Origin of the sequence: Larkinella humicola (genome assembly GCF_008727875.1) — a bacterium.
In the GTDB taxonomy this organism is placed as follows: domain Bacteria; phylum Bacteroidota; class Bacteroidia; order Cytophagales; family Spirosomataceae; genus Larkinella; species Larkinella humicola.
Genome location: NZ_VTWS01000005.1, coordinates 133,241 through 158,438 on the forward strand (window position 1 = coordinate 133,241; position 25,198 = coordinate 158,438).

At 52.1% G+C, this 25,198-nt stretch carries 27 protein-coding genes; 15 read left to right on the forward strand and 12 right to left on the reverse strand.

The window, feature by feature from the left end; genetic code table 11:
* Positions 1–24: 24 nt before the first annotated feature.
* The 3 genes from F0P93_RS19425 to F0P93_RS19435 form a co-directional block, all read right to left on the reverse strand.
* Positions 25–1,020, reverse strand: coding sequence for a FecR family protein (locus F0P93_RS19425; protein ID WP_150878895.1), 996 nt, complete (start codon positions 1,018–1,020; stop codon positions 25–27).
* Positions 1,021–1,069: 49 nt separating this feature from the next.
* Positions 1,070–1,738 (reverse strand): RNA polymerase sigma-70 factor, encoded by a 669-nt coding sequence (locus F0P93_RS19430; protein ID WP_225309562.1) that lies wholly within the window; start codon positions 1,736–1,738, stop codon positions 1,070–1,072.
* 207 nt (positions 1,739–1,945) lie between these two features.
* Positions 1,946–2,488: an REP-associated tyrosine transposase gene (locus F0P93_RS19435; RefSeq protein WP_150878897.1), complete on the reverse strand. Its 543-nt coding sequence runs from the start codon at positions 2,486–2,488 to the stop codon at positions 1,946–1,948.
* A 256-nt stretch (positions 2,489–2,744) separates the two neighbouring features.
* Between F0P93_RS19435 and F0P93_RS19440 the strand changes: the two genes are divergently transcribed.
* Positions 2,745–3,332, forward strand: coding sequence for a hypothetical protein (locus tag F0P93_RS19440; protein WP_150878899.1), 588 nt, complete (start codon positions 2,745–2,747; stop codon positions 3,330–3,332).
* A gap of 47 nt (positions 3,333–3,379) precedes the next feature.
* On the opposite strand, the gene F0P93_RS19445 is transcribed toward F0P93_RS19440, so the two are convergent.
* Positions 3,380–4,957 (reverse strand): FG-GAP repeat domain-containing protein, encoded by a 1,578-nt coding sequence (locus F0P93_RS19445; RefSeq protein ID WP_150878901.1) that lies wholly within the window; start codon positions 4,955–4,957, stop codon positions 3,380–3,382.
* Between the two features lie 140 nt (positions 4,958–5,097).
* Here F0P93_RS19445 and F0P93_RS19450 point away from each other — a divergent pair, with 140 nt between their 5' ends.
* Positions 5,098–6,576 (forward strand): gluconokinase, encoded by a 1,479-nt coding sequence (locus F0P93_RS19450; protein WP_150879779.1) that lies wholly within the window; start codon positions 5,098–5,100, stop codon positions 6,574–6,576.
* Between the two features lie 21 nt (positions 6,577–6,597).
* On the opposite strand, the gene F0P93_RS19455 is transcribed toward F0P93_RS19450, so the two are convergent.
* Positions 6,598–7,152 carry an RNA polymerase sigma factor gene (locus tag F0P93_RS19455; protein WP_150878903.1) on the reverse strand — a complete coding sequence of 185 codons (555 nt, stop codon included), beginning with the start codon at positions 7,150–7,152 and terminating at the stop codon, positions 6,598–6,600.
* Positions 7,153–7,630: 478 nt separating this feature from the next.
* Between F0P93_RS19455 and F0P93_RS19460 the strand changes: the two genes are divergently transcribed.
* The 8 genes from F0P93_RS19460 to F0P93_RS19495 all read left to right on the forward strand — a co-directional run bounded on the left by F0P93_RS19460 (position 7,631) and on the right by F0P93_RS19495 (position 14,564).
* Positions 7,631–8,341, forward strand: coding sequence for a LytR/AlgR family response regulator transcription factor (locus F0P93_RS19460; protein ID WP_150878905.1), 711 nt, complete (start codon positions 7,631–7,633; stop codon positions 8,339–8,341).
* A 46-nt stretch (positions 8,342–8,387) separates the two neighbouring features.
* Positions 8,388–9,272 carry a trypsin-like peptidase domain-containing protein gene (locus tag F0P93_RS19465; RefSeq protein ID WP_150878907.1) on the forward strand — a complete coding sequence of 295 codons (885 nt, stop codon included), beginning with the start codon at positions 8,388–8,390 and terminating at the stop codon, positions 9,270–9,272.
* On the forward strand, positions 9,262–10,383 hold the full coding sequence (locus F0P93_RS19470) for a M20 family metallo-hydrolase (protein ID WP_150878909.1): 1,122 nt from the start codon (positions 9,262–9,264) through the stop codon (positions 10,381–10,383). Before F0P93_RS19465 ends, F0P93_RS19470 begins: the two co-directional genes overlap by 11 nt.
* 3 nt (positions 10,384–10,386) lie before the next feature.
* Entirely contained in the window at positions 10,387–11,364 is a 978-nt protein-coding gene (locus F0P93_RS19475) for a type I phosphomannose isomerase catalytic subunit (RefSeq protein WP_150878911.1), read from the forward strand.
* Between the two features lie 86 nt (positions 11,365–11,450).
* Positions 11,451–11,894 carry a DMT family transporter gene (locus F0P93_RS19480; RefSeq protein WP_150878913.1) on the forward strand — a complete coding sequence of 148 codons (444 nt, stop codon included), beginning with the start codon at positions 11,451–11,453 and terminating at the stop codon, positions 11,892–11,894.
* A gap of 42 nt (positions 11,895–11,936) precedes the next feature.
* On the forward strand, positions 11,937–12,515 hold the full coding sequence (locus F0P93_RS19485; RefSeq protein WP_150878915.1) for a PD-(D/E)XK nuclease family protein: 579 nt from the start codon (positions 11,937–11,939) through the stop codon (positions 12,513–12,515).
* A gap of 113 nt (positions 12,516–12,628) precedes the next feature.
* On the forward strand, positions 12,629–13,267 hold the full coding sequence (locus F0P93_RS19490) for a 3-keto-disaccharide hydrolase (protein ID WP_150878917.1): 639 nt from the start codon (positions 12,629–12,631) through the stop codon (positions 13,265–13,267).
* A 52-nt stretch (positions 13,268–13,319) separates the two neighbouring features.
* On the forward strand, positions 13,320–14,564 hold the full coding sequence (locus F0P93_RS19495; RefSeq protein WP_310588010.1) for an MFS transporter: 1,245 nt from the start codon (positions 13,320–13,322) through the stop codon (positions 14,562–14,564).
* Between the two features lie 30 nt (positions 14,565–14,594).
* On the opposite strand, the gene F0P93_RS19500 is transcribed toward F0P93_RS19495, so the two are convergent.
* The gene (locus F0P93_RS19500; protein WP_310588012.1) at positions 14,595–15,080 is read right to left on the reverse strand and encodes a Uma2 family endonuclease; all 486 of its coding nucleotides are present in this window, start codon (positions 15,078–15,080) and stop codon (positions 14,595–14,597) included.
* 85 nt (positions 15,081–15,165) lie between these two features.
* On the opposite strand from F0P93_RS19500, the gene argH reads away from it, so the two are divergent.
* Together argH and F0P93_RS19510 are read left to right on the forward strand one after the other, a co-directional pair.
* The gene (gene argH / locus F0P93_RS19505) at positions 15,166–16,524 is read left to right on the forward strand and encodes an argininosuccinate lyase (protein ID WP_150878922.1); all 1,359 of its coding nucleotides are present in this window, start codon (positions 15,166–15,168) and stop codon (positions 16,522–16,524) included.
* A 48-nt stretch (positions 16,525–16,572) separates the two neighbouring features.
* Complete coding sequence (locus F0P93_RS19510; RefSeq protein WP_150878924.1) at positions 16,573–17,184, forward strand: Uma2 family endonuclease; 612 nt, start codon at positions 16,573–16,575, stop codon at positions 17,182–17,184.
* A gap of 43 nt (positions 17,185–17,227) precedes the next feature.
* Here the strand turns inward: F0P93_RS19510 and F0P93_RS19515 are convergent, their stop codons facing one another.
* Entirely contained in the window at positions 17,228–18,088 is an 861-nt protein-coding gene (locus F0P93_RS19515; RefSeq protein WP_150878926.1) for an SMP-30/gluconolactonase/LRE family protein, read from the reverse strand.
* Between the two features lie 98 nt (positions 18,089–18,186).
* Complete coding sequence (locus F0P93_RS19520; protein WP_150878928.1) at positions 18,187–19,431, reverse strand: MFS transporter; 1,245 nt, start codon at positions 19,429–19,431, stop codon at positions 18,187–18,189.
* 146 nt (positions 19,432–19,577) lie between these two features.
* On the opposite strand from F0P93_RS19520, the gene F0P93_RS19525 reads away from it, so the two are divergent.
* Positions 19,578–20,225 carry a phosphoribosylanthranilate isomerase gene (locus F0P93_RS19525; protein ID WP_150878930.1) on the forward strand — a complete coding sequence of 216 codons (648 nt, stop codon included), beginning with the start codon at positions 19,578–19,580 and terminating at the stop codon, positions 20,223–20,225.
* Positions 20,226–20,282: 57 nt separating this feature from the next.
* Here F0P93_RS19525 and F0P93_RS19530 read toward each other — a convergent pair whose 3' ends face one another.
* Positions 20,283–20,720 (reverse strand): Hsp20/alpha crystallin family protein, encoded by a 438-nt coding sequence (locus F0P93_RS19530; protein WP_150878932.1) that lies wholly within the window; start codon positions 20,718–20,720, stop codon positions 20,283–20,285.
* A 397-nt stretch (positions 20,721–21,117) separates the two neighbouring features.
* Here F0P93_RS19530 and F0P93_RS19535 point away from each other — a divergent pair, with 397 nt between their 5' ends.
* Positions 21,118–22,458: a tetratricopeptide repeat protein gene (locus tag F0P93_RS19535; RefSeq protein ID WP_150878934.1), complete on the forward strand. Its 1,341-nt coding sequence runs from the start codon at positions 21,118–21,120 to the stop codon at positions 22,456–22,458.
* 74 nt (positions 22,459–22,532) lie between these two features.
* Here the strand turns inward: F0P93_RS19535 and F0P93_RS19540 are convergent, their stop codons facing one another.
* On the reverse strand, positions 22,533–23,303 hold the full coding sequence (locus tag F0P93_RS19540) for an AMP nucleosidase (protein ID WP_150878936.1): 771 nt from the start codon (positions 23,301–23,303) through the stop codon (positions 22,533–22,535).
* A gap of 62 nt (positions 23,304–23,365) precedes the next feature.
* On the opposite strand from F0P93_RS19540, the gene F0P93_RS19545 reads away from it, so the two are divergent.
* A complete protein-coding gene (locus F0P93_RS19545; RefSeq protein WP_150878938.1) occupies positions 23,366–23,809 on the forward strand; it encodes a type I restriction enzyme HsdR N-terminal domain-containing protein in 444 nt (147 codons plus the stop codon).
* Positions 23,810–23,899: 90 nt separating this feature from the next.
* On the opposite strand, the gene F0P93_RS19550 is transcribed toward F0P93_RS19545, so the two are convergent.
* Together F0P93_RS19550 and F0P93_RS19555 are read right to left on the reverse strand one after the other, a co-directional pair.
* Positions 23,900–24,574 carry a YceI family protein gene (locus tag F0P93_RS19550; protein ID WP_150878940.1) on the reverse strand — a complete coding sequence of 225 codons (675 nt, stop codon included), beginning with the start codon at positions 24,572–24,574 and terminating at the stop codon, positions 23,900–23,902.
* A gap of 67 nt (positions 24,575–24,641) precedes the next feature.
* Positions 24,642–25,103, reverse strand: a complete 462-nt coding sequence (locus F0P93_RS19555; protein WP_114407183.1) for a MarR family winged helix-turn-helix transcriptional regulator — start codon at positions 25,101–25,103, stop codon at positions 24,642–24,644.
* Positions 25,104–25,198: the final 95 nt, after the last annotated feature.

Consider the following 25,198-nt stretch of genomic DNA (forward strand, 5'->3'; position numbering starts at 1 on the left):
TGAAATAAGAAGGAATAGGGATAATCAGTTGTTTTTTAACAGGAGGCCGGTGCCGGTTTTCTCGGTCTTGATTTCAAGGGTTTCGATCAGAACATCAAGCAGTTCGTCGGCATTGTCGGCGTGGTAATTCCCGGAAATGGTTCGTTGCGCCAGTGAGTCGTCAACGATTTCCACTTTCAGGCCAAATTTTTCGCGGAGCAGATAGCAAACTTCCCACACGGACGTTTCCTTGAAGGTCAGGCCGGTTTTGCTCCGGGCTTCAGCCGGTGGAACCGTCGGAAGCTGGCGCAGATGCAGATTGCCCTGCTGGCTGAGTGTCAGCAGATCGCCCGGTTTCATCGTCAGGTGGTGTTTGTCGGCTCCCCGGCTGTAATCAACCCGGATTTTACCCCGGCCCAGCGCCACGTTGGTGCTTTGTTTCCGGGCATAAACCGTGAATTCGGTCCCCAGCACTTCAATCTGAAACTGGTCGGACGTTTTGACCACAAACCGCTGGTGGTCAGGCTGGTGCGTCACCGAAAACCGGCCCTCGCCCGTCAAAAGTACCTCCCGGATGTTCGTGTAAAAGCCAAACCGGGGCACCTGCAAGGATGAATTGGATTTCAGCACCACGCCGGTTCCGTCTTCCAGCCGGAGGGTTTTCGTTTCCCCGTAGGTCGTATAATGTGTCTGATAAAACAGTTTATTCCGTAGTGGAATGAGCAGCGCCAGCAAAACCGTTGCTGCCACCAGATACGGTTTCCAGCCGCCCCAAAAGAACAGCGGTTTGCGAACGGGCATCGGTTCTTCGTCGGCTTCCGGCTTTTCGGTCTGATCCAGCCGCTGAACCATTTTTTCAAAAGCCGCTTCCTGATCCGGCACAAATTGCAGGGAGCGCATCTCCCATTCGAGCAGCCATTCGTGGAACGTCGGGGTATTGGCCGGATTTTTCAGCCATTCCTCCACGGTTTGACGCTCGATCGGGGTTGCCTGTCCGGCCAGATAGGTAAACAGGGTATGTTTCGATACCGAATGATTCATGTTTGTGGCATTTGAACGAGAGACTTGAAAAGCTACTTTTCCCCTTAGTTCAGCAGAAAAATAGATTGATGAGGCAGACGAGCACCGCCCATTCTTCCCGCAGGGTCTGGCGCAGGTGTTTGAGGGCTTTGGAGATATGCACCTCGACGGTTCGTGGGGAAATCTGCAATTCGGTGGCAATCTCTTCGTACTTTTTATTCTCGAACCGGCTCAGCAGAAACACCCGCCGACACTGCGCGGGCAACTGGCTGATGGCGTCGTTGACGGCCAGAAACAGGTTGTTGAAATGGACTTCCGAATCGGGCTGCGGTTGATGGCCCGTCAGGTGGTTTTCGGTCGTCGCGTCGATGGAATCGGTTTTGCCAAACTCCCGGCGCAGGTGCGTATAGGCTTCGTTCCGAACCGCCGTGAACAGGTAGCTGATGAAGGACGAGTGTACTTTCCGGTACGCTTCCGTGCGGTAGAACTGGTAGAACACCTCACTCACCAGGTCTTCCGCCAGTTGCCGGGAATAGACGAACCGAACGGCATGGCTACAGAGCGGGGTATAATAGTGCCGAAACAGCAGTTCAAACCCTTTCCGCGGTTCCTGTTCAAAGGCTTTCCGCAAAAAAAGCTCGGAATCATACACCGTCGTCACCGGTTTTTCTCCGGCGATTGAAGGCGTAGGGCGGTTTTCGGGCGATATCGAAGGGTTCAACAGGGTAAAGGTAGCCATTAGCGCAAGATCTCTAAAACGAATTAAAGACTTTATTGCACTATTTTACCCTTAGTGATTTTTGAAAAAAGTTGACTTTTTTTTGACCGCTGATCGAGATGAGTCGGGTGCTGGTCGCGATTTGCAATCGCGACCCACTCTGTAGCGGATTTTCAATCCGCATTTGTTTAATCTGTCCGCCAATCCGAAACGGATACCATAATTCTTTTAAATCACAATCACCTCCAACAATCCTTTTTTCCCCGCATAATTCCGGGCAGAACTATGGAGGTATTCTTCCGGATACTCAACAATCCCGGCCCGTACCGGATTATCGTGCAGGTAGGTTAACTTCTGAACTAAAAACGGATCGGTAAACAGTTCTTTCGCTTCATTGCCATCCTGCCAAAACTTATATTCCTTAATTCTAGGCCGAACCTTTCCGGCAAATTCAAATCGATACAGCAGCCATTGCCGACGGCTTTCAGGCTCTTCCTGAATCGCTTTTACCAGCGCTTTAGACGTGAATTTCTTGAGATCGCGGAGAATATCCGACAAAGACGTGCCCGGTTTAGCCGAAGCAATCAGGTGGACATGATTTGTCATCAACACCCAGGCATACAACTCCAGCCCCTTGTGTTTCTGGCAATACCGCAGCGAATCGACGATTATATTTTTATAAACTGGTCGCGTAAATACATCCACCCAATCAACGACGGTTAGCGTCAGAAAATAGGCATAGTCTTCGGAAATACGGTTGCGAACCCCCATAGCAAACCTTTTATTTTATAGATACCACTGTTTGACGTTAAAAAGGGGGAAGAGTAACGGAATTATGAGAATTGGCGGATTGCAAATCCGCCACAGAGTGGGTCGAGATTGCAAATCTCGACCAGCGCACCCAGCGCACAATTCAGCCTTCTTTTTCAGCAATTCAATCACTGGTTCCGCCTTTTGAGTCACCCGGTTTTTGAATACTGCCGCGCGCTTGCCTTGTTTTGTACCAAACAACAAAAACGACTGAACCATGAAAATGCGTTTTCTCGCGCTGCTGGCGCTGGTACTCCTTTCGGTTGCCTGTAAAAAAGGTGGCAATGAATCCGTTGATCCGACCGATCATTCATCCGGCGACGGAAGCGGCCAAAATCCGAATTCCGGTAATCCGCCCCCGGCAACCGGAAAAATACCGGCAGAACTCGTCGGCAAATGGTCGTATGGAACGTTCTCGCCGACCAATTTCTGGGATTATACTGGCAAATACACCGGCAACGCCTACGAGCAGGCCCTGGTGTTCGAATTTCACGCCAATGGCACTTACGAAGAGTACGTCATTAATTCCACCACGAGCTACAATTGCCGGACGGAAGCCTACACGTTTTTCAAAGGAACCGTCAAGGTTAACGAAGCAAACCGTTCGTTTGTGATTACGCCCACCAGCGGCAACTACCGGGGCTTTTACGGCTGTGCGCCCAAGAGTAACATCAACCGCGATGCGCGTAAGGAAGAACTGAAGCAGGAAACCATGAATTACCAGGTCGAAAGTGGCAAAACCGCCCTCAAACTCTCGGATGCTGAAAATCCGCAGGGCGTGCGTCTGAAAGCCATTACGTGGTAAATTAACCGACATCAAAACAGATCGGCTGGATGGCTTTTGGAAGGCAATCAGTCGATCTGTATCTTCGTTTTCGACTGATTTTCCAGCAGAATCACCCCGGCTTTCGACTGCCGCCAGCGGTCTAGCAACGCCTTGGGCGTGGGCGTCACCCGGAAGGCAAACGACCCCAGCAAAAGGTCTTCGTCGCCATCCTGATCGACGTCGGCGGCATCCAGCGTCAGCCACGCGCCCTGATCCGCATCGGGAAACGATTTCGGCCGAAACCGGTTATTCCCCCGGTTTTCCAGAAACACAAAGTTCTCCAGCCGTTTGCGCGACACATCCGGGAAGAACGCAATGGCCGCAACATCCAGATCACCGTCACCGTCGAAGTCGCGGGCGAGGGCTTTCGTGGCCCCGTGCAGGGGATAAAACCAGACCTGCCGGAATTTAAAATTGCCGTCGTTGCGGAACAGCCGGACGCCGTGATACCGCTTCAGCGTGTTGGAATAATCCGCATTATCGCCGTTGGTATACAGCAGATCCATGTCGCCATCCTGGTCAAAATCAACCACATCCAGATAACTGGACCCGAAGACCGGCGGAAAACGCAGCACGGTTTTCTTCCAGAACCGCCCCCCGCCTTCGTTGTTGAAGACGGCGACCTGCTCGTCACTCTGCGACAACAAAACGACAATGTCCGCCTTGCCATCGCCGTTCATGTCGGTCACCACGGTTCGGATTGCGCCCGGCACCGGTTCCAGAACGTGTTCGGTGTAGGTCGACCCGGTATTTTCAAACCAGGTCAGTTGTCCGGTATAAAAACCGAACTGACACACCAGAATGTCTTCTTTTCCGTCGCCGTTCAGATCGGCATACGTGGCATCGACCGGGCGTTGCAGCCGTTTCAGCAACACCGACCGACCGATCTTCTGCGTCGCCGGATTTCGGTTGATATGTAGCAGTTCGCCATTCAGGAGGTCGTTGGGGTCCATCGTTCCCATCGCCAGCACATCGAGACTACCGTCGGGACGGGTCCGCAGGCTGGAAGGGGGCGAAAACGTCACCACTGAATCAACCTTTTGCAGGCCACTATCCAGAAAATACAGCCTTCCGCGCCGACTCCCCACCGCGATCCGCCGACTCGCCGGTTGATAGGCCAGCAGGGTCACCAGATTGTCGACGGGCTGGGCAGGTTTGCGGATTTTGAAAAGCGGCAAATTGTATGAAATCGCGGGGCGGGGGGCTTGTGGCAACGGTTTTTCCGGCGCGTTTTTTACGTAATAGTCGGTGATTTTCTGCCAATCGTCGGGATGCACCATTGGCGCGTTGGCAAAGGCTGTCGATTGCAGCACCCGCTGAATTTCGTCGGGGTCGCTCAACTGCCGAAACGGCGAGAGGGAATCGGCCGAAAAGCCCATCCGAAGCGCCATCTGCGGCAACACTTTCCGCTTCCAGATGTCTTTTTCCAGCAATTCCGGCGACGGAAACGCGTGGCAACCTGCGCAATACTGCCGGGCTAGCTCCTCTCCGCTTAAGCCTGACGGTTCGGTTGGCGTGGTCGACTTTGGGCTTTGATTACACGCCACTACCCAAAAAACAAAAAACAAATAGACGAAAAACGAAATTGATCTATTGAAAGACATCGTATGATAAAAAACAGAACAAACTTATCACAAAACCGCCTGTTTTTCAACTGGTGGCCGACTGCCGTTTGACCTTTTCCGAAATCGCTATTACTTTTTCCCATTTCTTTGCACCGCATTAGCCGCCCTTTACTTCTATGATGAATTGCATTCTCGGCGTCGACATCGGCACGACTAACGTTAAGGCCCTCGCTTTTCAGCCGGAAACCGGCGATATTATCGCCCACGCTTCCGCCCCTCTGACAACACTCCATCCCCAACCCGGTTATGCGGAACAGGACCCGGAGGAAGTCTGGACGAACCTGGTCGACGTACTGGACGAAGTTTGCCGGGAAGTGCAGCAGCAGAACGGACGCATCGAAGCCGTTGGATTCAGTTCGGCCATGCACAGCAGCGTGGGGGTCGATGACGCCGGAAAACCGCTCACCAACGCCATTTTGTGGTCCGACAACCGGGCCGAAAAACAGGCAGCCTCCCTGCGCCACGACCAGGCCGTTCTCGGCAAAGACATTTACGAACGAACCGGCACGCCCCTGCATCCCATGATTCCGCTCTGCAAACTGGCCTGGTTCCGCGAACACAATCTGCGGCTGCTGCGCCGGGCCACGGGCTGGATTTCGATCAAGGAATACATCTGGCACAAACTAACGGGGAAGTATCAGATTGATTATTCGATTGCCACCGCCACCGGTTTATTCGACAGCCAGCGGAAAGAATGGTATGCGCCCGCGCTCGACTTTGCCGGGATCCGGATCGAGCAGTTGTCGGAACCGGTGCCGACCACCTACGCCGGCAAGCTCACGACCTCCGGGCTACCCGGCTCCGTTACCGACGGGCTAGCAGAAGCGGCCCTATACATCGGGGCGTCGGACGGATGTCTGGCAAATCTGGGAGCCGGAGCCATTGAATCCGGGATCACTACCATCACCATTGGCACGAGTGGAGCCATCCGCCGGACGGTTCAACGGCCGCTGCGCGATGAAAAAGGACGGTTATTCAGTTACATCCTGAACGTGAACGATCCGGTGGACAAAAATTATTACGTGGTCGGCGGCCCAACCAACAACGGGGCGAATGTTCTGCAATGGGTTTCCGAAAAGCTGACACAATCCGAAACCACCGACGTTCTGGCCGAAGCGGCCACCGTGGAAGCCGGTTCCGACGATCTGCTGTTTCTACCCTATTTGCAGGGCGAACGCGCACCGCTTTGGGACGCGGGCGTGCGGGGCTCCTACCTGAATGTCGACTGGCACCACGGACGGGCGCACTTTGTGCGGGCCGCGCTGGAAGGCGTGTTGTTCAACTTGCTCCGCATCGAGCGCATTTTGTCGCGGCACACCGGGCCCACACGAGTGATTCACGCCAACGGCGGCTTTGCCCAGTCCGCGTTCTGGGTGCAGATGATGGCCGATATTTTCGGGGTTCCGGTTCGGCTCAACGAGAGCAACGAAAGTGGTGCCATTGGCGCTATCCTGCTGACGATGAAGGCCACCGGGCGGGTTTCGTCCCTGGCCGAAGCCACCCGCCACGTCGGCTTCGGCCAGACGTTCGAGCCCGATGCCGAACGCCACCGGCGGTATCAGACGGTGTACAAGCGGTTTGAACAAGCCTTGCCTTAAAACCGCCCGGTAGCCCCACAATCAATCCATCATAAATTGCTTTTGATACGCATCGATCACCTGCTCACGCGTCCGTTTCAACCGCATCTTGACGGCGCTGTGGTTAATGTTGTACTGCCGGGCAATTTCGGTAACGTCAATATTATCCACGTATTTGAGTTGTAGCAAGGCCATTCGGTCCGGCGAAATTTTTTCCATCACCACCGCCATCTGACTCAGCATGGCATGGGCCGTATCACTTCCTTCCGAATCGGGAATGTTGTCGATATCGACTTCATCCATAGCCACCACCACCATGCGGTTTGCGACCCGGCTTTTCTGCCGGCAATAATTTTGTGAAATAGAAAACAGCCAGGTCGAAAAGGCAGAGCGTCCCTGAAACTGATCAATTTTAATGAAGACCTGAAGAAAAATGTCGTGCGTATAGTCTTCCGCCTTGACCGGATCGCGGGTAAATGTCAGACAGCTACCATACACTTTATGCACATAGCGTTTGTACAAAGTCTCCAAACAATCCGCCCGGCGGGTGTTCAGATACGAACCAATGAGTTCTTCGTCTCTTAATACACGTTTCATACGACAGAGAAAATTAATGTACTGTAATGAATTGTTACGTTTAGGTACGACAGAATCAGGCCTTCCCAATCCGGCAACTTCGGAAATGGAGTTGATTTTTGAGTCCGAAATCAACAGTGATGTTACTGATTTTACATGATTGTTAAATACAATTACCCCGCCACAGGCTCCAGCTTACGGGGATAACACCATGAACGTATAGATTAACGTTATAAACCGAATCATATAGAGTATAAATACTTATATTTGGGCTTATCAACTTACTGTACAGGCTTTTTAGCCCCTATATTGAGTACTAACGTCACTAAATATTGGCCAAATAGGACTTTTCAGTGCATGAATGTTCTCCAAAGTAGGTCGAGTAAAACATGTTCGGTTATATTCGGTGGGTTGTTTGCTCAAAAAACTTGTTTACTTATATTTACTAGCTTATCATTACACAGTAACAATTCCCCTCTACTCACCATAGCTCAATTCCATGAAATATCGTCAATGTCTGATTGTAGACGATTCTGATTCGGCGGTAGCCATCCTGCAGGAGTATCTGGCGCGGCTCCCCTTCTTTATGCCCCCTCAGGTCAGCGGAACCGTTCGGGACGCCACAAGCCTCCTGCAACAGCAGCATTTTGACCTTATCTTGCTGGATATTAGCCTTCCAGACCAAATGGGTCTTGATTTATTACGCTCGTTCCCCAAACCCTTATCGGTGATTGTTACCACCGCCAACCCCGATTTTGCCGTTGAAAGCTACGATCTCGATGTAGCGGATTATCTGCTCAAACCCTTTTCTTTTAACCGGTTTATTCGGGCTGTCAACCGCGCCCTGGGGGTTCAACTGGCCCAAAACAGCCTGACCGAGGATCGTTTCATTTTTTTAAAAGTGGGTCATGCCATGCAGCGCTTCGATTACGACGCCATCGAATACATACAGGCCTTTGGTACTTACTGCAAGGTCATGATCAACCAGAAAGTGGTGGTGGTGAACGAAATAATTTCCAATCTGGAAAATCTGCTCCCCCGGCACAAATTTCTCCGGATTCACAAATCGTACTTATTAAATTTATCCAAAATCAACAGCTATAATTATCGGACAATCTTTGTGGGTACGGCCAAGATTCCGCTGGGTGCTTCCTACCGGGATAAGTTCGAAGGATTCCTGAATTTGCTCGATAAAAAATCAGAACCGTAAAATCAGCGGATTTGCTAACTTGCGCGACCGTTTTACCTCCCAATTTATGTTTGTTGAAGCCATTGAGCGGGTCGACCCTTTTGTACGTCCTATTTTATCGATTGTCCGGCGGTATGGCAGCAGCGAAGTGATTCCGGCCTGTTCGACCATGTTTTTCGTCAATGAGCAGGCCTGCGCCGTCACCTGCAAGCACGTGGCCGAACAACTGATTAGTTCGGATACGATCCACCAAAATTACATCCAGTTTCAGGGCGAGCGCCGTTCCATTCCGCGGGACAAAAACCAGACCCGGCGGCAGGAAGACCTGGAAAATAAATACAACCTGCGCCGGGAAAGCATCATCCGGATCAAGAACCAGTTTGTCAACTCGGTCGATCAGTTTTCGGAAATCACCTACCACCTCCACCCCACACAGGACCTGGCCGTTATTCAGTTTAAAGGATACAGCCAGATTAAGTACAACGCCTGTGCGGTTTTTCTGCGCGATAGCAGCAAAATCAAGCAGGGCCGGAGCCTGTGCCGCCTGGGGTATCCCTTTCCGGAATTTACCAATTACCGCTTCAATCCGGATCTCGACGACATCGAGTGGACTGCCGATGGACGCAGCAACACCCCGCGTTTTCCCATCGACGGCATCGTGACCCGGCTGCGGGCCGAAAACGGCGAAATCGTCGGCGTTGAAATGAGTACACCCGGTTTGCGGGGACAAAGTGGTGGGCCGCTTTTCGATACCAGCGGAATCATCTATGGGATGCAAAGCTCCACGCGCCACCTCCACCTCGGTTTCGACATCGAAGACCGGGACGTGATTGTGAACGGCCGCCAGACCCGCGTGTCCAATTACCCGTTTCTGAACGTTGGCCAGTGCGTCCACGTTGACATCATCAAGAAGTTCCTGCGAGATTTGAGAATTAAATATTATGAAGAATAACGCCCCCAAAGACCGGTCTGTAGGCACAAAAACGAAACCACTCACGGCCTATTCGCTGGAGACGCAAACGGAAGCCGCCATCGACCTCTTGAAGCGGCTCATTGCAACCCCTTCGCTTAGCCGGGAGGAAGACCGTACGGCGGCTCTCATCGAGCAGTTTTTCCGCCAGCGCAGCATTCCTTACAAGCGGACCAAAAACAACGTCTGGACCCACAACCGGTTTTTCGATCCCGCCAAACCCACTTTGTTGCTCAATTCACACCACGATACCGTCAAACCGAATACGTCGTGGACCCTCGATCCCTTTCAGCCCATCGAACGCGAAGGCAAACTCTACGGATTGGGAAGCAACGACGCCGGGGGCTGTCTGGTGTCGCTCATGGCCACGTTTTGCCACTTTTACGACAAAAAAGACCTGGCCTACAACCTCGTGGTGGCCGCTACGGCCGAAGAGGAAATATCCGGTCGCGAAGGGCTGGAAATGATTCTGCCCGAACTGCCGCCCATCGATTTTGCCATTGTGGGCGAACCCACGCAGATGCACCTGGCCATTGCCGAAAAAGGGCTGCTGGTGCTCGACTGCACGGCCAAAGGCAAATCTGGTCATGCTGCCCGCGACGAAGGCGACAACGCCATTTATTACGCCATCAAAGACATTGAATGGCTGACCAGTAATCCGTTTCCGAAAGTGTCGCCGACGCTGGGGCCGGTCAAATTGTCGGTGACGATCATCAACGCGGGTTCGCAGCACAACGTCGTTCCCGACACCTGCACGTTTACGGTCGATGTGCGCGCTACGGAACAATACACGCTGGAAGAAATCATCGAGACGATTCGCAAAAACATTCGCTCAACCGTTCAGCCGCGTTCGATTCGACTCAAACCGTCGAGCATTCCGCTGGACCACCCGATTGTGCAGGCCGGTATGGCCCTGAAACGCGAAACCTACGGTTCGCCGACCACTTCCGACCAGGCCCTGCTCGATTGCCCGTCGCTGAAATGCGGTCCCGGCCACTCCGAGCGGTCGCACACCGCCGACGAATTTATTTATTTGCGGGAAATTGAACAGGGAATTGAGTTATATATCCGAATGTTAGAACAAATCCTGTAAATCATGTTGCACCCACTCACGTTTGAAACGATTTTCAAAGACAAAATCTGGGGCGGCCAGAAGATCAAAACCGTTCTGGGCAAAGACTTTTCGCCCCTGCCCAACTGCGGAGAAACCTGGGAAATTTCCGGCGTTACGGGCAACATCTCCGTGGTGGCTGAAGGACCGCTGAAAGGCCAAAGTTTGCAGGACTTACTGGAACATTACAAAGACGAACTGGTTGGCAAACACGTTTACGAGCGGTTTGGTAACGAATTTCCGCTGCTGGTCAAATTCATCGACGCCAACGACGACCTCTCGATTCAGGTCCATCCGAACGACGAACTCGCCAAAAAACGGCACAAAAGTTTCGGAAAAACCGAGATGTGGTACATCCTCGCAGCCGACGAAGGAGCCACGCTGAACTCCGGTTTTAACCGGGAAGTGACCAAAGACGAGTACGTAAAAGCCGTCGCGGATAACACCCTGATGGACATTCTAAACATCGAGCCGGTCAGCGCCGGGGATGTGTTCTTTTTGCCGGCCGGTCGGGTTCACTACATCGGAAAAGGCATTCTGCTGGCCGAAATCCAGCAAACCTCCGACATCACCTACCGGATTTACGATTTCGACCGCACCGACGACAAAGGGCAGAAACGCGAACTCCACACGGAGCTGGCCGTCGATGCCATCGATTACACGCATTACGATCAGTATAAAACGCCGTATGACTCCCAACCGAATCAGAGCGTCAATGCCGTCACCAGCGACTATTTCGTCACCAATGTGCTGAAATTCGATCAGGAAGTGCTGCACGACTATACGCATCTGGATTCATTCGTCATCCTGGTGTGCGTCGACGGTTCGCTGACGGTCGAAACCGGCGATGGTTACCGCATCCCGCTGAAAACGGGCCAATGCGCGCTGCTGCCCGCTTCAACCACGCAGGTAACGCTGCTGCCCAACGGCCCCATGACGGTTCTGGAATCTTACGTACCTTAAACTGATGATGAATTATGAACGATGAACGATGGATTACCTGCGCCAGCCCATTCATAGCTCATCATCCATAATTCATCATTTCATTTATGAATTTCATCTACTTCATTTTTGCCTTTCTGGTTGGAACGGCTACGAGCATTCAATCGGGCGTGAATTCCCAGTTGCGGCAGAGCATTGCCCACCCGGTTCTGGCCGCCCTCATTTCGTTTGGCTCCGGTTTTGTGGTTTTGGCATTGATGTGTCTGGCTTTTCGAACCCCCATACCGGCTCTCGAAACCATGCGGGGCATCAGTTGGTGGAAATGGACGGGCGGTTTGCTGGGGGCCATTTATGTAACAACCGTCATCATTACCGTTCCCCGGATTGGCGCGGGAAACCTGCTCAGTCTGAGCGTAGCCGGTCAATTGCTGGCGGCTGTTGTGCTGGATCATTATGGCCTGCTCGGGTTTAAAGAACACGGTCTGACGTTGTGGCGGCTGGTCGGCGTTCTGCTGATCGTGCTGGGGGTTGTGCTGGTGGTAAAGAATTGAGGAAAAACGAACAATTCGGGTTCGAATCCGTGTTCAGTAGGCATGGTCAAATACCGCTTTTATCCGACGCTGCTCAACACCTTTTCCCGGTATCTTTCCGGGGGTAATTTCACGATGCAGCAGTTGCTCGATACCATCAACCGGGTCCCGGCCCCAACGACGGTGGCGCAGGAGCGCGGCACCCGGTTTGAAGACGCCGTGATCAAGGGCGAAGACGAAGAGCGGTTTAACGCCGACATTCTGGAAAAATTTCGCCGGCACTTGCCCCGCCCCATCATCGAAACCCAGGTTTATTGCCAGTACGAGATTGACGATGTGCTGTTTTACGGCTACGTCGATCTGATCGGAAAATACAAAGCCGTCGATATCAAAACCACGGCGTCCTATCAGCATCCCCGTTTCACCTTCAACCACCAGAATCTGTATCTCCACGCGCTGAAAAAACGCGGCATCCGGCTGATGGAATACCTGATCACGGATTTTAAGGAGGTGTATGTCGAGAGTTATTCCCTCACGCATCCGATTGATAAACAGCTCGAAGAAATCCGGCTTTTCAAGCAGTTTCTGGAAGAACACCGGGAGTTAATCTCCGATCCGAAGATTTTTGTGAATCCGGAGTGAGTAGAAAGGGTTGTTTCGCAGAGTTTATCAGAGAAAATCAGAGGTAAGCGGAGAAATCTCTGATAAACTCCTTTTTTCTCTGATAAACTCTGCGAAACAACTTTCGAATTCTCATGAAAAAACTCATCATCGCCATTTCTTTCACCCTCACTTTCTGCGCCTTCCAGAAAGAAAAATGGGTTAAACTCTTCAACGGGAAAGACTTCAGCGGCTGGACCATTCGCGGGGAACAGGTCAAGAATGATTACCGGATCGAGAACGACGAAATCGTCGGAATTTCGAAACCCAATTCCCAGAACACCTTCCTTTGTACGAATAAAAATTACGACGATTTCATTCTGGAACTGGAAGTGAAGGTCGATACCGGCATGAATTCGGGCATTCAGTTTCGCAGTGAAAGCCGCCCGGATTTCAAAAACGGCCGCGTTCACGGCTACCAGGCCGAAATCGATCCGGCAGCCCGTGCCTGGAGTGGCGGTTTATACGACGAAGCCCGGCGCGGCTGGTTGGTGGATCTGAAAAACAACCCCGAAGGTCGGCAGGCTTTTAAAAAATTCGACTGGAACCAGTACCGGATCGAAGCCATTGGCAAAACCGTCAAGATCTTCCTGAATGGCGTCAAAACCACCGACTACACCGATACGCTGGCGACGAAAGGGTTTATTGCCCTCCAGGTTCACGGCACCAAAGTGCAGCGCCCCATGGAAGTCCGCTGGCGCAACATCCGCTTGCAGGAACTGGCGAAGAAATAACGGCAAATCGCGTCCACACCCGAAATCCTTCTTTTTTATTCCCCGCTAACCGGTGACCTTTGCGGCTATGATTGGCCGCAGTTTACGTCTGTATCGGGATGCGTACCGGGGTTTGCCCGCACCGGTGTGGCTGTTGGGGGGCGTGATGCTCATCAACCGCAGCGGTACGATGGTGCTGCCCTACCTGACGCTGTATCTGACGCAACACCTGCACTACAGCGTGACGGAAGCAGGCCTGGTGATGGCCGTTTACGGGGCGGGGGCGCTGGTCGGGACGTTCCTGGGTGGGCGGCTCTCCGACCAGTTCGGTTTCTACCCGGTTCAGTTTCTGAGCCTTCTGGTTTCGGGCTTTTTCCTGATTTTCCTGCAGTTCGCGCAGGATTTCTACACCATGTGTGGGGTCGTTTTTGTCTACACCCTGCTCGGGGATGCCTTTCGTCCGGCGGTTTCGTCGGCGGTGGCCTATTACAGCGTTCCCGAAAACCGCACCCGCGCCTATTCGCTCAACCGGCTGGCGATCAACCTCGGTTGGTCGCTCGGGGGCGGTTTGGGCGGCTATCTGGCCGGCATCGACTACCGGCTTCTGTTCTGGGTCGATGGCCTCACCTGCATCGTGGCCGCGATCGTGCTGCGGGCGTACCTGCCCGTTCCCGTCCGGCCTGGTCCAACGGTAGGCAAAACCGACGCCCCTATAGCAGGCATCCGATCCGCCTACCGGGATCGGTTGTTTCTGATTTTTGTCGGGGCTACGATCCTGTTTGCGATCGGCTTCTGGCAGTTGTTCGGCATGATTCCGCTCTATTTCAAACAGGTGCTGCACCTGAAAGAAACCCAGATCGGGCTGCTGATGACGATGAATGGCTTGATGATCGTCTTCATCGAAATGGCGCTGGTGTATGCGGTTGAAAAGCGGTATGCGCACCTGAAAGTCGGCATCATTGGGTTTGGCGCGCTGCTGGTCGGCTTGTCATACCTGCTCCTGAATACCGGTTTGTGGCCGGTTTTAGCCATTTTTGCGGTTTTTATCAACACCTTTGGGGAAATGCTGGCGATGCCGTTCATGCAGTCGTTTACGGTGGAACGGGCCAATCCGCAAAACCGGGGGCAATACCTGGCGTTGTATTCGATGGCCTATGCGGTCGCTCAAATTACGGCACCCGCTTTCGGGTCGCAGATTGTCGCCTGGGCGGGTTTTCCGACGCTTTGGGTGGTGGTGATGGGATTTTGCCTGACCTCGGCCGTCCTATTCTGGTGGATAGCGGCCCAAGAAAAGAAAACCGCTCTGGTCGGAAACTAGGTAAGGCATCCGAACGGTCTCCTCTTGCCTTTAACGAAACACCTCTTCCAGTTCCAGCGATAACCCGAGTTTTTCATCCGTCAGTGTTCCGCCAATAAAATTCCGGTACGTTTCTGAATTGTGAATCACGTGAATGATCTTAAACAACGGATTGACCAACCAATAGGACTGAATACCGGCAGCAAAATACTGAGTTGATTTTTCGACTAATTCTTCCTGCGTCTGGGATGAGGACAAAATTTCGATCACTCCCAACGGCATTTGTGCCATCCGGGTTTCATCGTGTAGCGAGTCAAATGTGAGTTGTGGATAAACGGCAATGTCAGGAACAACCCATTTCCCGGCCATATCCAGACTGACCTCCGACAGAAAATCATATTGATTTCCGTACTTCTTTGACAAAGTCACAAGTATACGGCTTTGAATTAAAGCGTGATTTTTACTGGGCATAGCTTTCCCGCGTTCCGTTTCGTAGTCCGGTCGTATTTGCTCCGGCTGTGTGATTACCGCTTCCATAACTTGCCTGTTTTTTAACAAATTTACTAAATAGTCCGGGAAGAACCGCTTAATTTTGCGGCTTTCCAACTGACTCCTTACGCGCTTGAAACTCTGGCAAAAAGCAACGACCGACCCTCATTCCAACGCAGCATCTGAAAAAATCGAACGGTTTACGGTTGGACGCGACCGCGAGATGGATCTGTACCTCGCTCCTTTCGACGTTCTCGGCAACCTCGCTCATGCCACCATGCTCGAAACCATCGGCCTTTTGTCGAGTGATGAGTTAAGAGTTTTGAGTGAAGAGTTAAAATATATACATCGCCAAATAGAAGCTGGCGAGTTTGTGATTGAGGACGGTGTGGAAGATGTTCACTCGCAGGTGGAACTGATGCTGACCCGCAAACTGGGCGATGTTGGCAAGAAAATTCACAGCGGACGGTCGCGCAACGACCAGGTGCTGGTCGACCTCAAACTCTTTACCCGCGACCGGCTCTGGCAAGTGACCGAAGCCGTTCGACAGGTGTTCGACCGGCTGATTGCCCGTTCGGAGCAGCACAAAACCGATTTGCTGCCGGGCTATACGCACTTGCAGATTGCCATGCCGTCGTCGTTCGGACTGTGGTTCGGTGCCTACGCCGAAGCCCTGGCCGATGATATGCTGCTGTTGCAAACCGCCTACCGGTTTGCCAACCGGAATCCGCTCGGTTCGGGCGCGGGCTACGGTTCCTCGTTTCCGCTCAACCGCACGTTAACCACTGAATTGCTGGGCTTTGAAGGCATGCACATCAACGTGGTGTATGCGCAGATGAGTCGCGGAAAAACCGAACAAACCGCCCTGACGGCCCTGGCTGCCGTGGCCGCTACGCTCTCACGCATGGCGATGGACATTTGCCTCTATAACAGCCAGAACTTCGGGTTCCTGACGCTGCCCGACGCCCTGACGACCGGTTCGAGCATCATGCCGCACAAGAAAAATCCCGACGTGGCCGAACTCCTCCGCGCCAAAACCAACCGCCTGAAAGCCCTGCCGATGGAGGTGACGCTGGTGATGAGCAACCTGCCGTCGGGCTATCACCGCGACATGCAGATTTTGAAGGAAATTCTGATGCCGGCTTTTGAAGAACTCCTGGACTGCCTGGAAATCACGGATTTCATGCTCGAAAACATTCAGGTGAAACCCAATCTGATGGACGATCCGAAATACGATCTGATGTTCAGCGTCGAACGCGTCAACGCGCTGGTGCTGGAAGGCGTTCCGTTTCGGGAAGCGTATCTGATGGTCAAAACCGAAGTGGAAGAAGGGACTTATAAAGCGTCACGCGAATTGCACCACACGCACGAAGGCAGCCTTGGCAATCTGGGGAACGATCAGATTGTGAAGTACATGGACGCAAACCTGCAGGGATTTGGCGCGGAGAAAGTGGCCAAAGCCGTGGAACGACTCCTGGCAAAAGCGCTTTAATTTATCTAAAAATTTACCTACATTGGTTATCAAATCTGCTTAACGATTATGGTAGCAACTGAAGAAACCGTACAAACAAAACCGGAAACTCCGCCCGTGCCTTCGTACCTGATCTACGAAGTGCTGAACGGACAGCCGGTTTACTACCGGGGGTACCGGGATGTACTGGCGGGCAAACTCGATTTCAGCGCTATTATGGGCAGTAGTTCGCTTCAATCGTTTCTGGTATCGTTCATTTACGGCTTTATTCTCAACAACCGGGATAAAAAACGCTACGTCCCCTTCACCAATGAAGCAGGCCTTCATCTTGAGACGAATGACAATCTAGCCGCCGACATTGCCATCTACGAGAAAGGGACGTTCGAACTAACGACGAAATACTTCAACACACCCCCCAAAATAGTCATTGAAGTGGATATCAAAGCCGATGTCAGCGAACGACCGGGCGCGGAGATGGAATACATTGCCGAAAAAACGCAGCGATTATTTGATTTCGGCGTCGAAAAAGTATTCTGGGTGTTGAGCAAACCACGTCGTGTGTTTGTAGCGGTACCGAATCAGGATTGGATCTTTACCGACTGGGGCAACGATGTCCCGATTATGGAGGGCTGCGTTCTGAACGTCAAGAAAATATTGGAAGACGAAGGGATTCCGTATTGAAAGGTGTCAGATCGTTAAGTCTGACACCTTTTATTCTATCTACTTATTCCACCCGGTAGGCCACCAGTTTGTTCTTGAAAAATGTCGGCACAACGATCATTTTCTTGCCCGGAACGTATTCAATATCAGCGGTATTCATTTTTTCAGGCCGCGAATCGAGCATCAATTGTTTCTGCCCGTCGGCAGTGATGTAAAACAACCGGCCACTCCAGTCGGAAACGATGAAATCTTTTCCGACGGCCACAATGCCGTCGGTGTTTCCCATGCCGTCGGCCAGTTTCGTAATGGCTTTGGTTTCGACGTCGATGGATTGTAAAGCCCCGATTTTGGTGCTGCCAATCATCATTTTCTTCGTGCCGACCGCCAGCAAACCGTTCGGATTGTTCAGTTCGCCACCGTCCATCCAGATTTCCCACTTGCTGTCTTTCAGGCGGTAAATCTTGCTGTTCCGGCTGTCTGACACATAGACCGTTCCGTCTTTATCGATCGTCACGTCGTTCAGAAATGCCTTTTTGTCCGTGGCATCCCAGGTTTGCTCGGCCTGTCCGTTCGACAGATTAATGGCAATCAGCCGGTAGACGTCCGTGACATACAGGCGGTTTTTATAGATACCCATGCCTTTGGGTGCGTTCAGGCCCGTCGTCCATTTGAGGTTTTCGATTTTGCCGTCGAGCGAGACTTTCGAAATAAACCCGTCCCCATCGAGCGAATCGGATTTGCCGACGATGTTGGCCACATAAAGAACTTTCCCTTTCGGATCATACAGCACCGATTCCGGCACCCGCAATGTGGAGTCGGTTTCCCAGACTTTCACGAGTTTCTTTTCTTTTTTCGGCGATTCAAACGCCGACAGGGTAACGGCCAGAACAATACTGCCGCTTAACAGTAGATTTAGCAAACGCATAATTCGGGAGCAGATGGTTTTGTACTATTTACCCCGTAAGATAACGACACGGAGGCCGTTATTCCAACGGTTTGGCCGGTTTGTTACCGTACAGCGCGCTAACTTAAGCGAACCGCAAACAGCTCCTTGGAATTGTAATAGACATACGCCACCACGACCAGCGTCACCACCCCGCCCAGCGCCACCGAAGGCACCACGCCCAGCAACCGGGCCGCCACCCCCGACTCGAAAGCGCCGATCTCGTTGGAAGAACTGACGAAAATACCGTTGACAGCCGCCACCCGGCCCCGCATGTGATCGGGTGGGAAAATTTGCAGAACCGTGTTTCGGATCACCACACTGACGCTATCGAAGGCTCCCGTCACCAACAAGGCAAAAACCGAAAGCCAGAAGTGGGTCGAGAAAGCAAATACCAGCGTGAAAACCCCGAAGCCCAGCACCGCGATGAGCATGTTCCGCCAGGCGTTGTGGGTCGGTGGAAATCGCGTCAGGAGCAGCATGGTTCCGATGGCGCCGATGGCCGGTGCGGCCCGCAGAATTCCCAGCCCCTGAGCGCCTACCTTCAGAATGTCTTCGGCAAAAACGGGCAGCATGGCCACCACGCCACCGAACAGAACCGAAAACAGATCCAGCGAAATGGAATAGAGAATAATCTTGGTTTTGAATACAAACCGGAAGCCTTCGCGCAGGCTGTTCCACAGGCTGTCTTTCGGGCCTTCCGTCACCGGAACCGGTTTTCTCTTGATCATCGAAATCAATACCAGACAAACCAGCAGCAAACCGATGACCACCAGCAACGAATAATCCAAGCCCAGCCAGACGTAGAGAAAACCGGCAATGCCCGGCCCGGCAATGGCACCGGCCTGCCAGAACGAACCGCTCCAGGTAGACGAATTGGCGTACAATTCCCGCGGAACCAGAAACGGTTTCAACGACGAACTGGTAGGTGAATAAAATCCTTTAGCCGTTCCGATCAGCACGAACGCGCTGTAAATCACCACCAACTGCGTGGATTTGGACAGATGTCCGACTACGGAAGGTTGGAACACCAGATAGAGAATGACGGAACCCAGAATAATCACCGACAGGCTGATCTGCAAAATGGAACGCTTTTCCCGCCGGTCGGCCAGGTGCCCGCCAAACAGCGACATAGCGATGAACGGCAACGCTTCGGCCAGGCCAACGAGGCCCAGCGCCAGCGGATCGTGCGTCATCTTGTACAATTCATACCCCAACAAAACCTCCTGAATCAGAAGCGTGGCCGTAAACAGAAAGCTATTGGCAGCAAAAAAGCGAAATTCGGGATAACGAAGGGCTGCGTAGGTGTCAACCTTTTTATTCATACGACAAAAATAACGGTTCGATCAGGATTCTGCTGCTTATTAAGTGGAACTGTCATTTCTTTGTTTTTGTAAATGAGCCGCCGAGCCGCCCCAACCCACGACCGGGCTACCCGTCGTCCTTTTTAACGTCTTTCAAAAATTCGGTTATGCGTGTCAAAATTTGTTGCATCAGCAGTGTGGAAGAGGCCCGGCTTGCCGTTGGAGCCGGGGCGTCGGCGGTGGGTCTGGTGGGGCGGATGCCCAGCGGGCCGGGCGTGATCGGGGATGACCTCATCCGAACCATTGCGCAAACCGTGCCTCCCCCCATCGCCACGTTTCTGCTGACGAGCGAGCCTACGGCCGAAGCCGTGATCGAACACCACCGCCGGGTTTTTACCAACACCATTCAGTTGGTCGACGCTCTGCCACCGGGGAGTTACCGGACCCTGCGGGCGGCTTTACCGGGCATAAAACTCGTACAAGTGATTCACGTTTTGGATGAGCTCAGCATCGACGAAGCCCTGGCGTCGGCGGAGGAAGTGGATGCGTTGCTGCTGGATTCGGGCAATCCGAAACTGGCCGTGAAGGAGTTGGGCGGAACGGGTCGCCGACACGATTGGACACTGAGCCGCCGGATTGTGGAGCAAAGCCGGGTGCCGGTTTTTCTGGCTGGTGGCCTGAATCCGGAGAACGTCCGGCAGGCCATCGACACTGTGCAGCCCTTCGGGCTGGATATTTGCAGCGGTGTCCGAACCAACGGAAAGCTGGATCCGGATAAACTGACCCGGTTTTTCACCCAAATCCACCGAAATTAGATACTAAAAAACCCCGACCAAACCGGCCGGGGTTTTCTTTCTATGCGTCGACTTACCTTACGCTACTGCAATTTGCTTGGGTTCGATCACCGGTTTTTCAACTTTCGGCAGATCGATCTTCAAAATACCGTCCGTGTAGGCGGCCTGAATTTGTTCGTTGTTCACGTTTTTCGGTAAGCGGAAGCTCCGTTCAAAAGAACTGTAGCTGAACTCTTTCCGGGTGTACTTTTCGGTTGTATCTTCCTTCGCTTCTTCCAGTTTGGCGGAGATGGTCAACTGGTTGTTGGTCAGGTTGATCGCGAAATCTTCTTTCTTCAAACCGGGGGCCGCCAGTTCAATGTGATAGGCGGTTTCATCTTCTTTCACATTCACCGCCGGAACGACCGGGCTAGCCGCTTTGGCAACCGCTGGCGTGTGAAAATGACGGTTGAATTCGTGGTTTACCAGATTGTTAAAAAACGAGGGCAATTGGTTGTATTGAACTAAGGTTCTCATGGCTTTATGCTGGTTATCTTTTTAATTTCTGAACTACAACTCCCTTTATTCAACTTGTGTACCAATCTAAAAACAGAACGCAAATCAGCCATTTTGTCACTAAAATTATATATATTGAAATAAACAATGACATTTTGTCTCGTTTGATCAGCATTTTTGTCTGAACGATTGCTCAATGCCCCAGGCGTTCGCGTGTGGAGTTCCCTATCCACTTCTTCAGGCCCGACGGTTGCGGATTCAAAGTGCGGGATATGGAGCAGAAATATGGGCACAAAAGGGTTAGCATGGCTTTTCGGTATGAGTAAGCCAGAAATTTAATGTAACTGATTGTTGATGCATCGACAATCAAACCTTATTTTTAGCCTTCTGTACCTTCCTCTCAACCGTACTATTACTTATGTTCCAGTATTACCGTCTTCTATCCTTCATTTTTTGCGTCTTCCTAAGTACCACGATCCTACAGGCGCAGCAGACCGCGGCCACGTTTTTTGAAACCGGCATTGTGAAAAGTAAATCGGGCGATTTCATGGGTGCCTTGCAGGCATTCAGTATGGCCATCGGGGCAAATCCCGAAAACGCACCCAGCTACTACAACCGCGGACTGGCCAAAGCCAATCTGAAAGACCACCGGGGCGCCATTTTGGACTACGACCGGGCCATTGAACTCAATGGAAAAGATGCCCTGGCTTACCTCAGTCGCGGGGTCAGCAAGAGCAAACAGGACGACCACCGCGCGGCCCTCATGGACTTCAGCCGGGCCATCGAACTGGCGCCCGACGACGCCCAGGCGTATTATTACCGGGGCGCGAGCCGCAGCCGCCTGGAACAATACCGGGGAGCCTTGCAGGATTTCTCCAAAACCATCGAACTGGACCCCAACAACGTGCAGACGCTGTATGCCCGTGGCATCACCAAACAGAAACTGGACGATTATGCGGGCAGTCTGGCCGATTTTTCGAAGGTCATCGAACTGAATCCCAAACGGGCGCAGGCGTATGCCGGTCGGGGAGCGTCGCTGGTGCAACTGGGCCAGTACCAAAAAGCCGCTGAAGACCTTAACAAGGCCATTGAACTGGCGCCCGAAGATGGCGAATCGTTCTACAACCGGGGCTTTGCCAAGAGCAAACTGGAAGATTACAAAAGTGCGTTGAATGACTATGACCGGGCGATTGTTCTGGAAGCAACCAACTACCGGGCCTTTTATGGCCGCGCCTTCTGCCGTGGCAAACTGGGCGACCAGAAAGGGGCGATTCAGGATTACAATACCGCGATTGAAATCAACAATGCCAACGTAGAGACGAAAGTGGTCTATAACGGCAAAATCTCAAGGGCGGTTCTGGACAATTTGCGGAACGCCGTGCAGCAGAAAAACATCATCGACGCCCTGTCGACCGAACGCTCGGAAGCGTATTTTAACCGGGCCATCAGCAAAAGCAAAGTCAACGACATCAAAGGAGCCACGGCCGATCTGAACAAAGCCATCGAACTGAACCCGACCTACTCCGAAGCCTACTTCACCCGCGGCCTCATCCGCTCGCAGCAGGGCGACCAGAAAGGGGCGATTCTGGACTGCAACAGCGCACTTCAACTTGATCCGAAATACGCAGAAGTCTACTACGTGCGCGGCATCATCCGCCACAGTCTGGGCGACGAAAACGGCGGCTGTCTCGACCTCAGCAAATCCGGCGAACTCGGCTACACGCCGTCGTACAAGGCGATTAGTGATTACTGTAATTAGAATGATGAGTTATGAATGATGAACGATGAACGAGCTTCGCCGGTAAGCATTCATCGTTCATCATTCATAACCCATCATTCAAATCTAAGGTGCTTGACCGATTCGCCTGAGTTGGCTAGTTCGCGGAGGGAGTCGATGCCGATCTGGAGGTGTTTTTCGACGTACGAGCCGGTAACGCGTTTGTCGCTTTCTTCGGTTTTGACGCCTTCCGGCACCATCGGATTGTCGGAAACCAGCAGCAGGGCGCCGTGAGGAATGGCGTTGGCAAAACCGACGATGAAGATCGTGGCGGTTTCCATGTCGATCGCCATGGCCCGAATCTCACGCAGATACTCCTTGAACACTTCGTCGTGTTCCCAGATCCGCCGGTTGGTCGTATAGACCGTACCGGTCCAGTAATCCAGTTCGTGTTTTTTGATCATGGACGAAACCGCCCGCTGCAACCTAAACGACGGCAGAGCCGGGATTTCGGGCTTCATATAATCGTTGCTGGTGCCATCGCCCCGAATGGCCGCAATGGGCAAAACTAGGTCACCGACCAGCGTTTTTTTCAAACCACCGCATTTTCCCAGAAACAACACCGCCTTGGGGTTCACCGCCGTCAGCAAATCCATGACCGTTGCGGCCATGGCACTGCCCATTCCGAAGTTGATGATCGTGATGTTGTCGGCAGTTGCCGTTTGCATGGCCCGGCCCAGCCCGTAGATTTCGGTGTCGTATTTTTTCGCAAACAGCTCGACGTAGTTGATAAAATTCGTCAGCAGAATGTACTCTCCGAATTGCTCGATGGGCGTTCCGGTATACCGGGGCAGCCAGTTTTGGACAATTTCATCTTTGGTTTTCATGGTTTGAAGTGTATCATCGATCGACGGCAGCATTACTCCGCCAGATTGCTTATTTTTGACGAATGGAATCGTTAAACCTACCGGTTTTTGAGTACAATACGAAGCAGATCGAGGGGAAACCGTATATTTTCGATGTGTTGCGGAAGAAGTATGTGCTCATTACACCGGAAGAATGGGTTCGGCAACACGTCGTGCATTTGCTGCTGAATCAGTATGGCTATCCAAAATCGCTGATTCGGAGTGAAGGCGGTTTGAAACTCAATCAGTTGCGGAAACGAACGGATATTCTGGTGTTCGACCGGCTTGGGAAACCGTTTTTGCTCGTCGAATGCAAAGCCCCCCAGGTGACCGTCACGCAGCAGGTTTTCGACCAGATTGGCCGCTACAACCACATCCACCAGGCGCCTTATATCGTGATCACCAACGGCCTGACCCACTATTGCTGCTGTGTCGATTATCAACTCCAAACCGTTGATTTTCTGGACGATCTCCCCCGGTTTACGTAATCTACCAATGGCCTGAAAAGTCCCTGGGAACAAAAAAACCGCGTCCTGCTGGCAGGAACGCGGTTCGTTACGGGGGATACTGCAAAACCCTTATTTCGTTTTTACGCCTGAAGCTGCATTGTCGGCCGTTGCCACAATGTTCATATCGACGGTGAAATCATCGTAGATTACTTTGTCGCCCAGGTTATCGAAGAACGACTTCGAGCCGTATTTGATCTCGAATTTTGCACGATTGATGGTAGCTTTACCACTAGCCGTCAGTGTGTTACCCGAAACGGAATACGTGACCGGAAACGTGACGGGATTCGTGATGCCTTTGATCGTCAGATCGCCGGTTACATCGGCAACATTACCGGCGGTGGCCTTCACTTTCGTGATTTTGAACGTGGCAACCGGGTGTTTGGCAACCGAGAAGAAATCGTCCGATTTCAGGTGGTTGATCAGTTTGTCGTGGTATTCCTTGTTGTCTTTCAGGTCGGTGCTGGTCATCGTCCGGAGGTCGATCGAAACGAGACCGCCTTTCAACTGGTTACCACTGAGGGTCAAATAGCCTTTTTCAGCTTTTACGGGGCCGGTGTGTTCGCCGGTTACTTTTTTACCATTCCAGGTCAATACACTTTTGTCGACGTCGATGTTGTAGGTTGTCGTTTTGGCGACACTTTTTTTGGCGTTTTTGTCATTGCCGGAAACACCATGGTTGGCTGCTACTGGATTGCTGATTGCCACGCTCAGGGCCACGAATCCTACTAAAATTTGCTTGTACATGAGATTAATTTTTAATTTAGGGAAATTGGTTGGTTGTAATTGGATTGATTGGTAAAAAAAGGGATTGTTATTCTGACGATCCGCGAAGTTTGTCGAGCAAACGGTTTAGCTCATTGGCTTCTTCTTCGGTCAGGTTGTGAAACCGCTTTTCCCACTGATTCTGGTGCTGATCCATGATTTTCAACAGATCCAGCCCTTTCTCGGTGATCACGACGTCGACGGCCCGACGGTCGTTGGGGCATTCGGTGCGCTGGGCTAATTCTTTTGCAAGCAATTTATCGACCAAACGGGACGCATTCGACATTTTATCCAGCATCCGTTCCGTAATATCTGCTACTTTGACCGGGTTGGGATATTGCCCGCGCAAAATCCGGAGGACGTTGTATTGCTGAATGGTTAATCCATACGGTTTTAGTAAATACATCTGCTCATCGCATACCCACCCGTTGGTATACATCAGGTTCACCGTCATCCGGTGATACGGAGACCGGAACGATGTTGTCTGTTTGATGTCATTCTCGATTGGCATTGTCATTTTTGCTAAGTGAGGAACGGCTTCTTCGGTTCTGTTGCAAAATAACCAATTCACCTTTAATTACCAGTCCCCGTTAACGTTACAAATAT

Coding starts and splice junctions, on each gene's coding strand:
- F0P93_RS19425 (WP_150878895.1), bottom strand. CDS start 1,020: ATGAATCATTCGGTATCGAAACATACCCTGTTTACCTATCTGGCCGGA.
- F0P93_RS19430 (WP_225309562.1), bottom strand. CDS start 1,738: ATGGCTACCTTTACCCTGTTGAACCCTTCGATATCGCCCGAAAACCGC.
- F0P93_RS19435 (WP_150878897.1), bottom strand. CDS start 2,488: ATGGGGGTTCGCAACCGTATTTCCGAAGACTATGCCTATTTTCTGACG.
- F0P93_RS19440 (WP_150878899.1), top strand. CDS start 2,745: ATGAAAATGCGTTTTCTCGCGCTGCTGGCGCTGGTACTCCTTTCGGTT.
- F0P93_RS19445 (WP_150878901.1), bottom strand. CDS start 4,957: ATGTCTTTCAATAGATCAATTTCGTTTTTCGTCTATTTGTTTTTTGTT.
- F0P93_RS19450 (WP_150879779.1), top strand. CDS start 5,098: ATGAATTGCATTCTCGGCGTCGACATCGGCACGACTAACGTTAAGGCC.
- F0P93_RS19455 (WP_150878903.1), bottom strand. CDS start 7,152: ATGAAACGTGTATTAAGAGACGAAGAACTCATTGGTTCGTATCTGAAC.
- F0P93_RS19460 (WP_150878905.1), top strand. CDS start 7,631: ATGAAATATCGTCAATGTCTGATTGTAGACGATTCTGATTCGGCGGTA.
- F0P93_RS19465 (WP_150878907.1), top strand. CDS start 8,388: ATGTTTGTTGAAGCCATTGAGCGGGTCGACCCTTTTGTACGTCCTATT.
- F0P93_RS19470 (WP_150878909.1), top strand. CDS start 9,262: ATGAAGAATAACGCCCCCAAAGACCGGTCTGTAGGCACAAAAACGAAA.
- F0P93_RS19475 (WP_150878911.1), top strand. CDS start 10,387: ATGTTGCACCCACTCACGTTTGAAACGATTTTCAAAGACAAAATCTGG.
- F0P93_RS19480 (WP_150878913.1), top strand. CDS start 11,451: ATGAATTTCATCTACTTCATTTTTGCCTTTCTGGTTGGAACGGCTACG.
- F0P93_RS19485 (WP_150878915.1), top strand. CDS start 11,937: ATGGTCAAATACCGCTTTTATCCGACGCTGCTCAACACCTTTTCCCGG.
- F0P93_RS19490 (WP_150878917.1), top strand. CDS start 12,629: ATGAAAAAACTCATCATCGCCATTTCTTTCACCCTCACTTTCTGCGCC.
- F0P93_RS19500 (WP_310588012.1), bottom strand. CDS start 15,080: ATGGAAGCGGTAATCACACAGCCGGAGCAAATACGACCGGACTACGAA.
- F0P93_RS19510 (WP_150878924.1), top strand. CDS start 16,573: ATGGTAGCAACTGAAGAAACCGTACAAACAAAACCGGAAACTCCGCCC.
- F0P93_RS19515 (WP_150878926.1), bottom strand. CDS start 18,088: ATGCGTTTGCTAAATCTACTGTTAAGCGGCAGTATTGTTCTGGCCGTT.
- F0P93_RS19520 (WP_150878928.1), bottom strand. CDS start 19,431: ATGAATAAAAAGGTTGACACCTACGCAGCCCTTCGTTATCCCGAATTT.
- F0P93_RS19525 (WP_150878930.1), top strand. CDS start 19,578: ATGCGTGTCAAAATTTGTTGCATCAGCAGTGTGGAAGAGGCCCGGCTT.
- F0P93_RS19530 (WP_150878932.1), bottom strand. CDS start 20,720: ATGAGAACCTTAGTTCAATACAACCAATTGCCCTCGTTTTTTAACAAT.
- F0P93_RS19535 (WP_150878934.1), top strand. CDS start 21,118: ATGTTCCAGTATTACCGTCTTCTATCCTTCATTTTTTGCGTCTTCCTA.
- F0P93_RS19540 (WP_150878936.1), bottom strand. CDS start 23,303: ATGAAAACCAAAGATGAAATTGTCCAAAACTGGCTGCCCCGGTATACC.
- F0P93_RS19545 (WP_150878938.1), top strand. CDS start 23,366: ATGGAATCGTTAAACCTACCGGTTTTTGAGTACAATACGAAGCAGATC.
- F0P93_RS19550 (WP_150878940.1), bottom strand. CDS start 24,574: ATGTACAAGCAAATTTTAGTAGGATTCGTGGCCCTGAGCGTGGCAATC.
- F0P93_RS19555 (WP_114407183.1), bottom strand. CDS start 25,103: ATGCCAATCGAGAATGACATCAAACAGACAACATCGTTCCGGTCTCCG.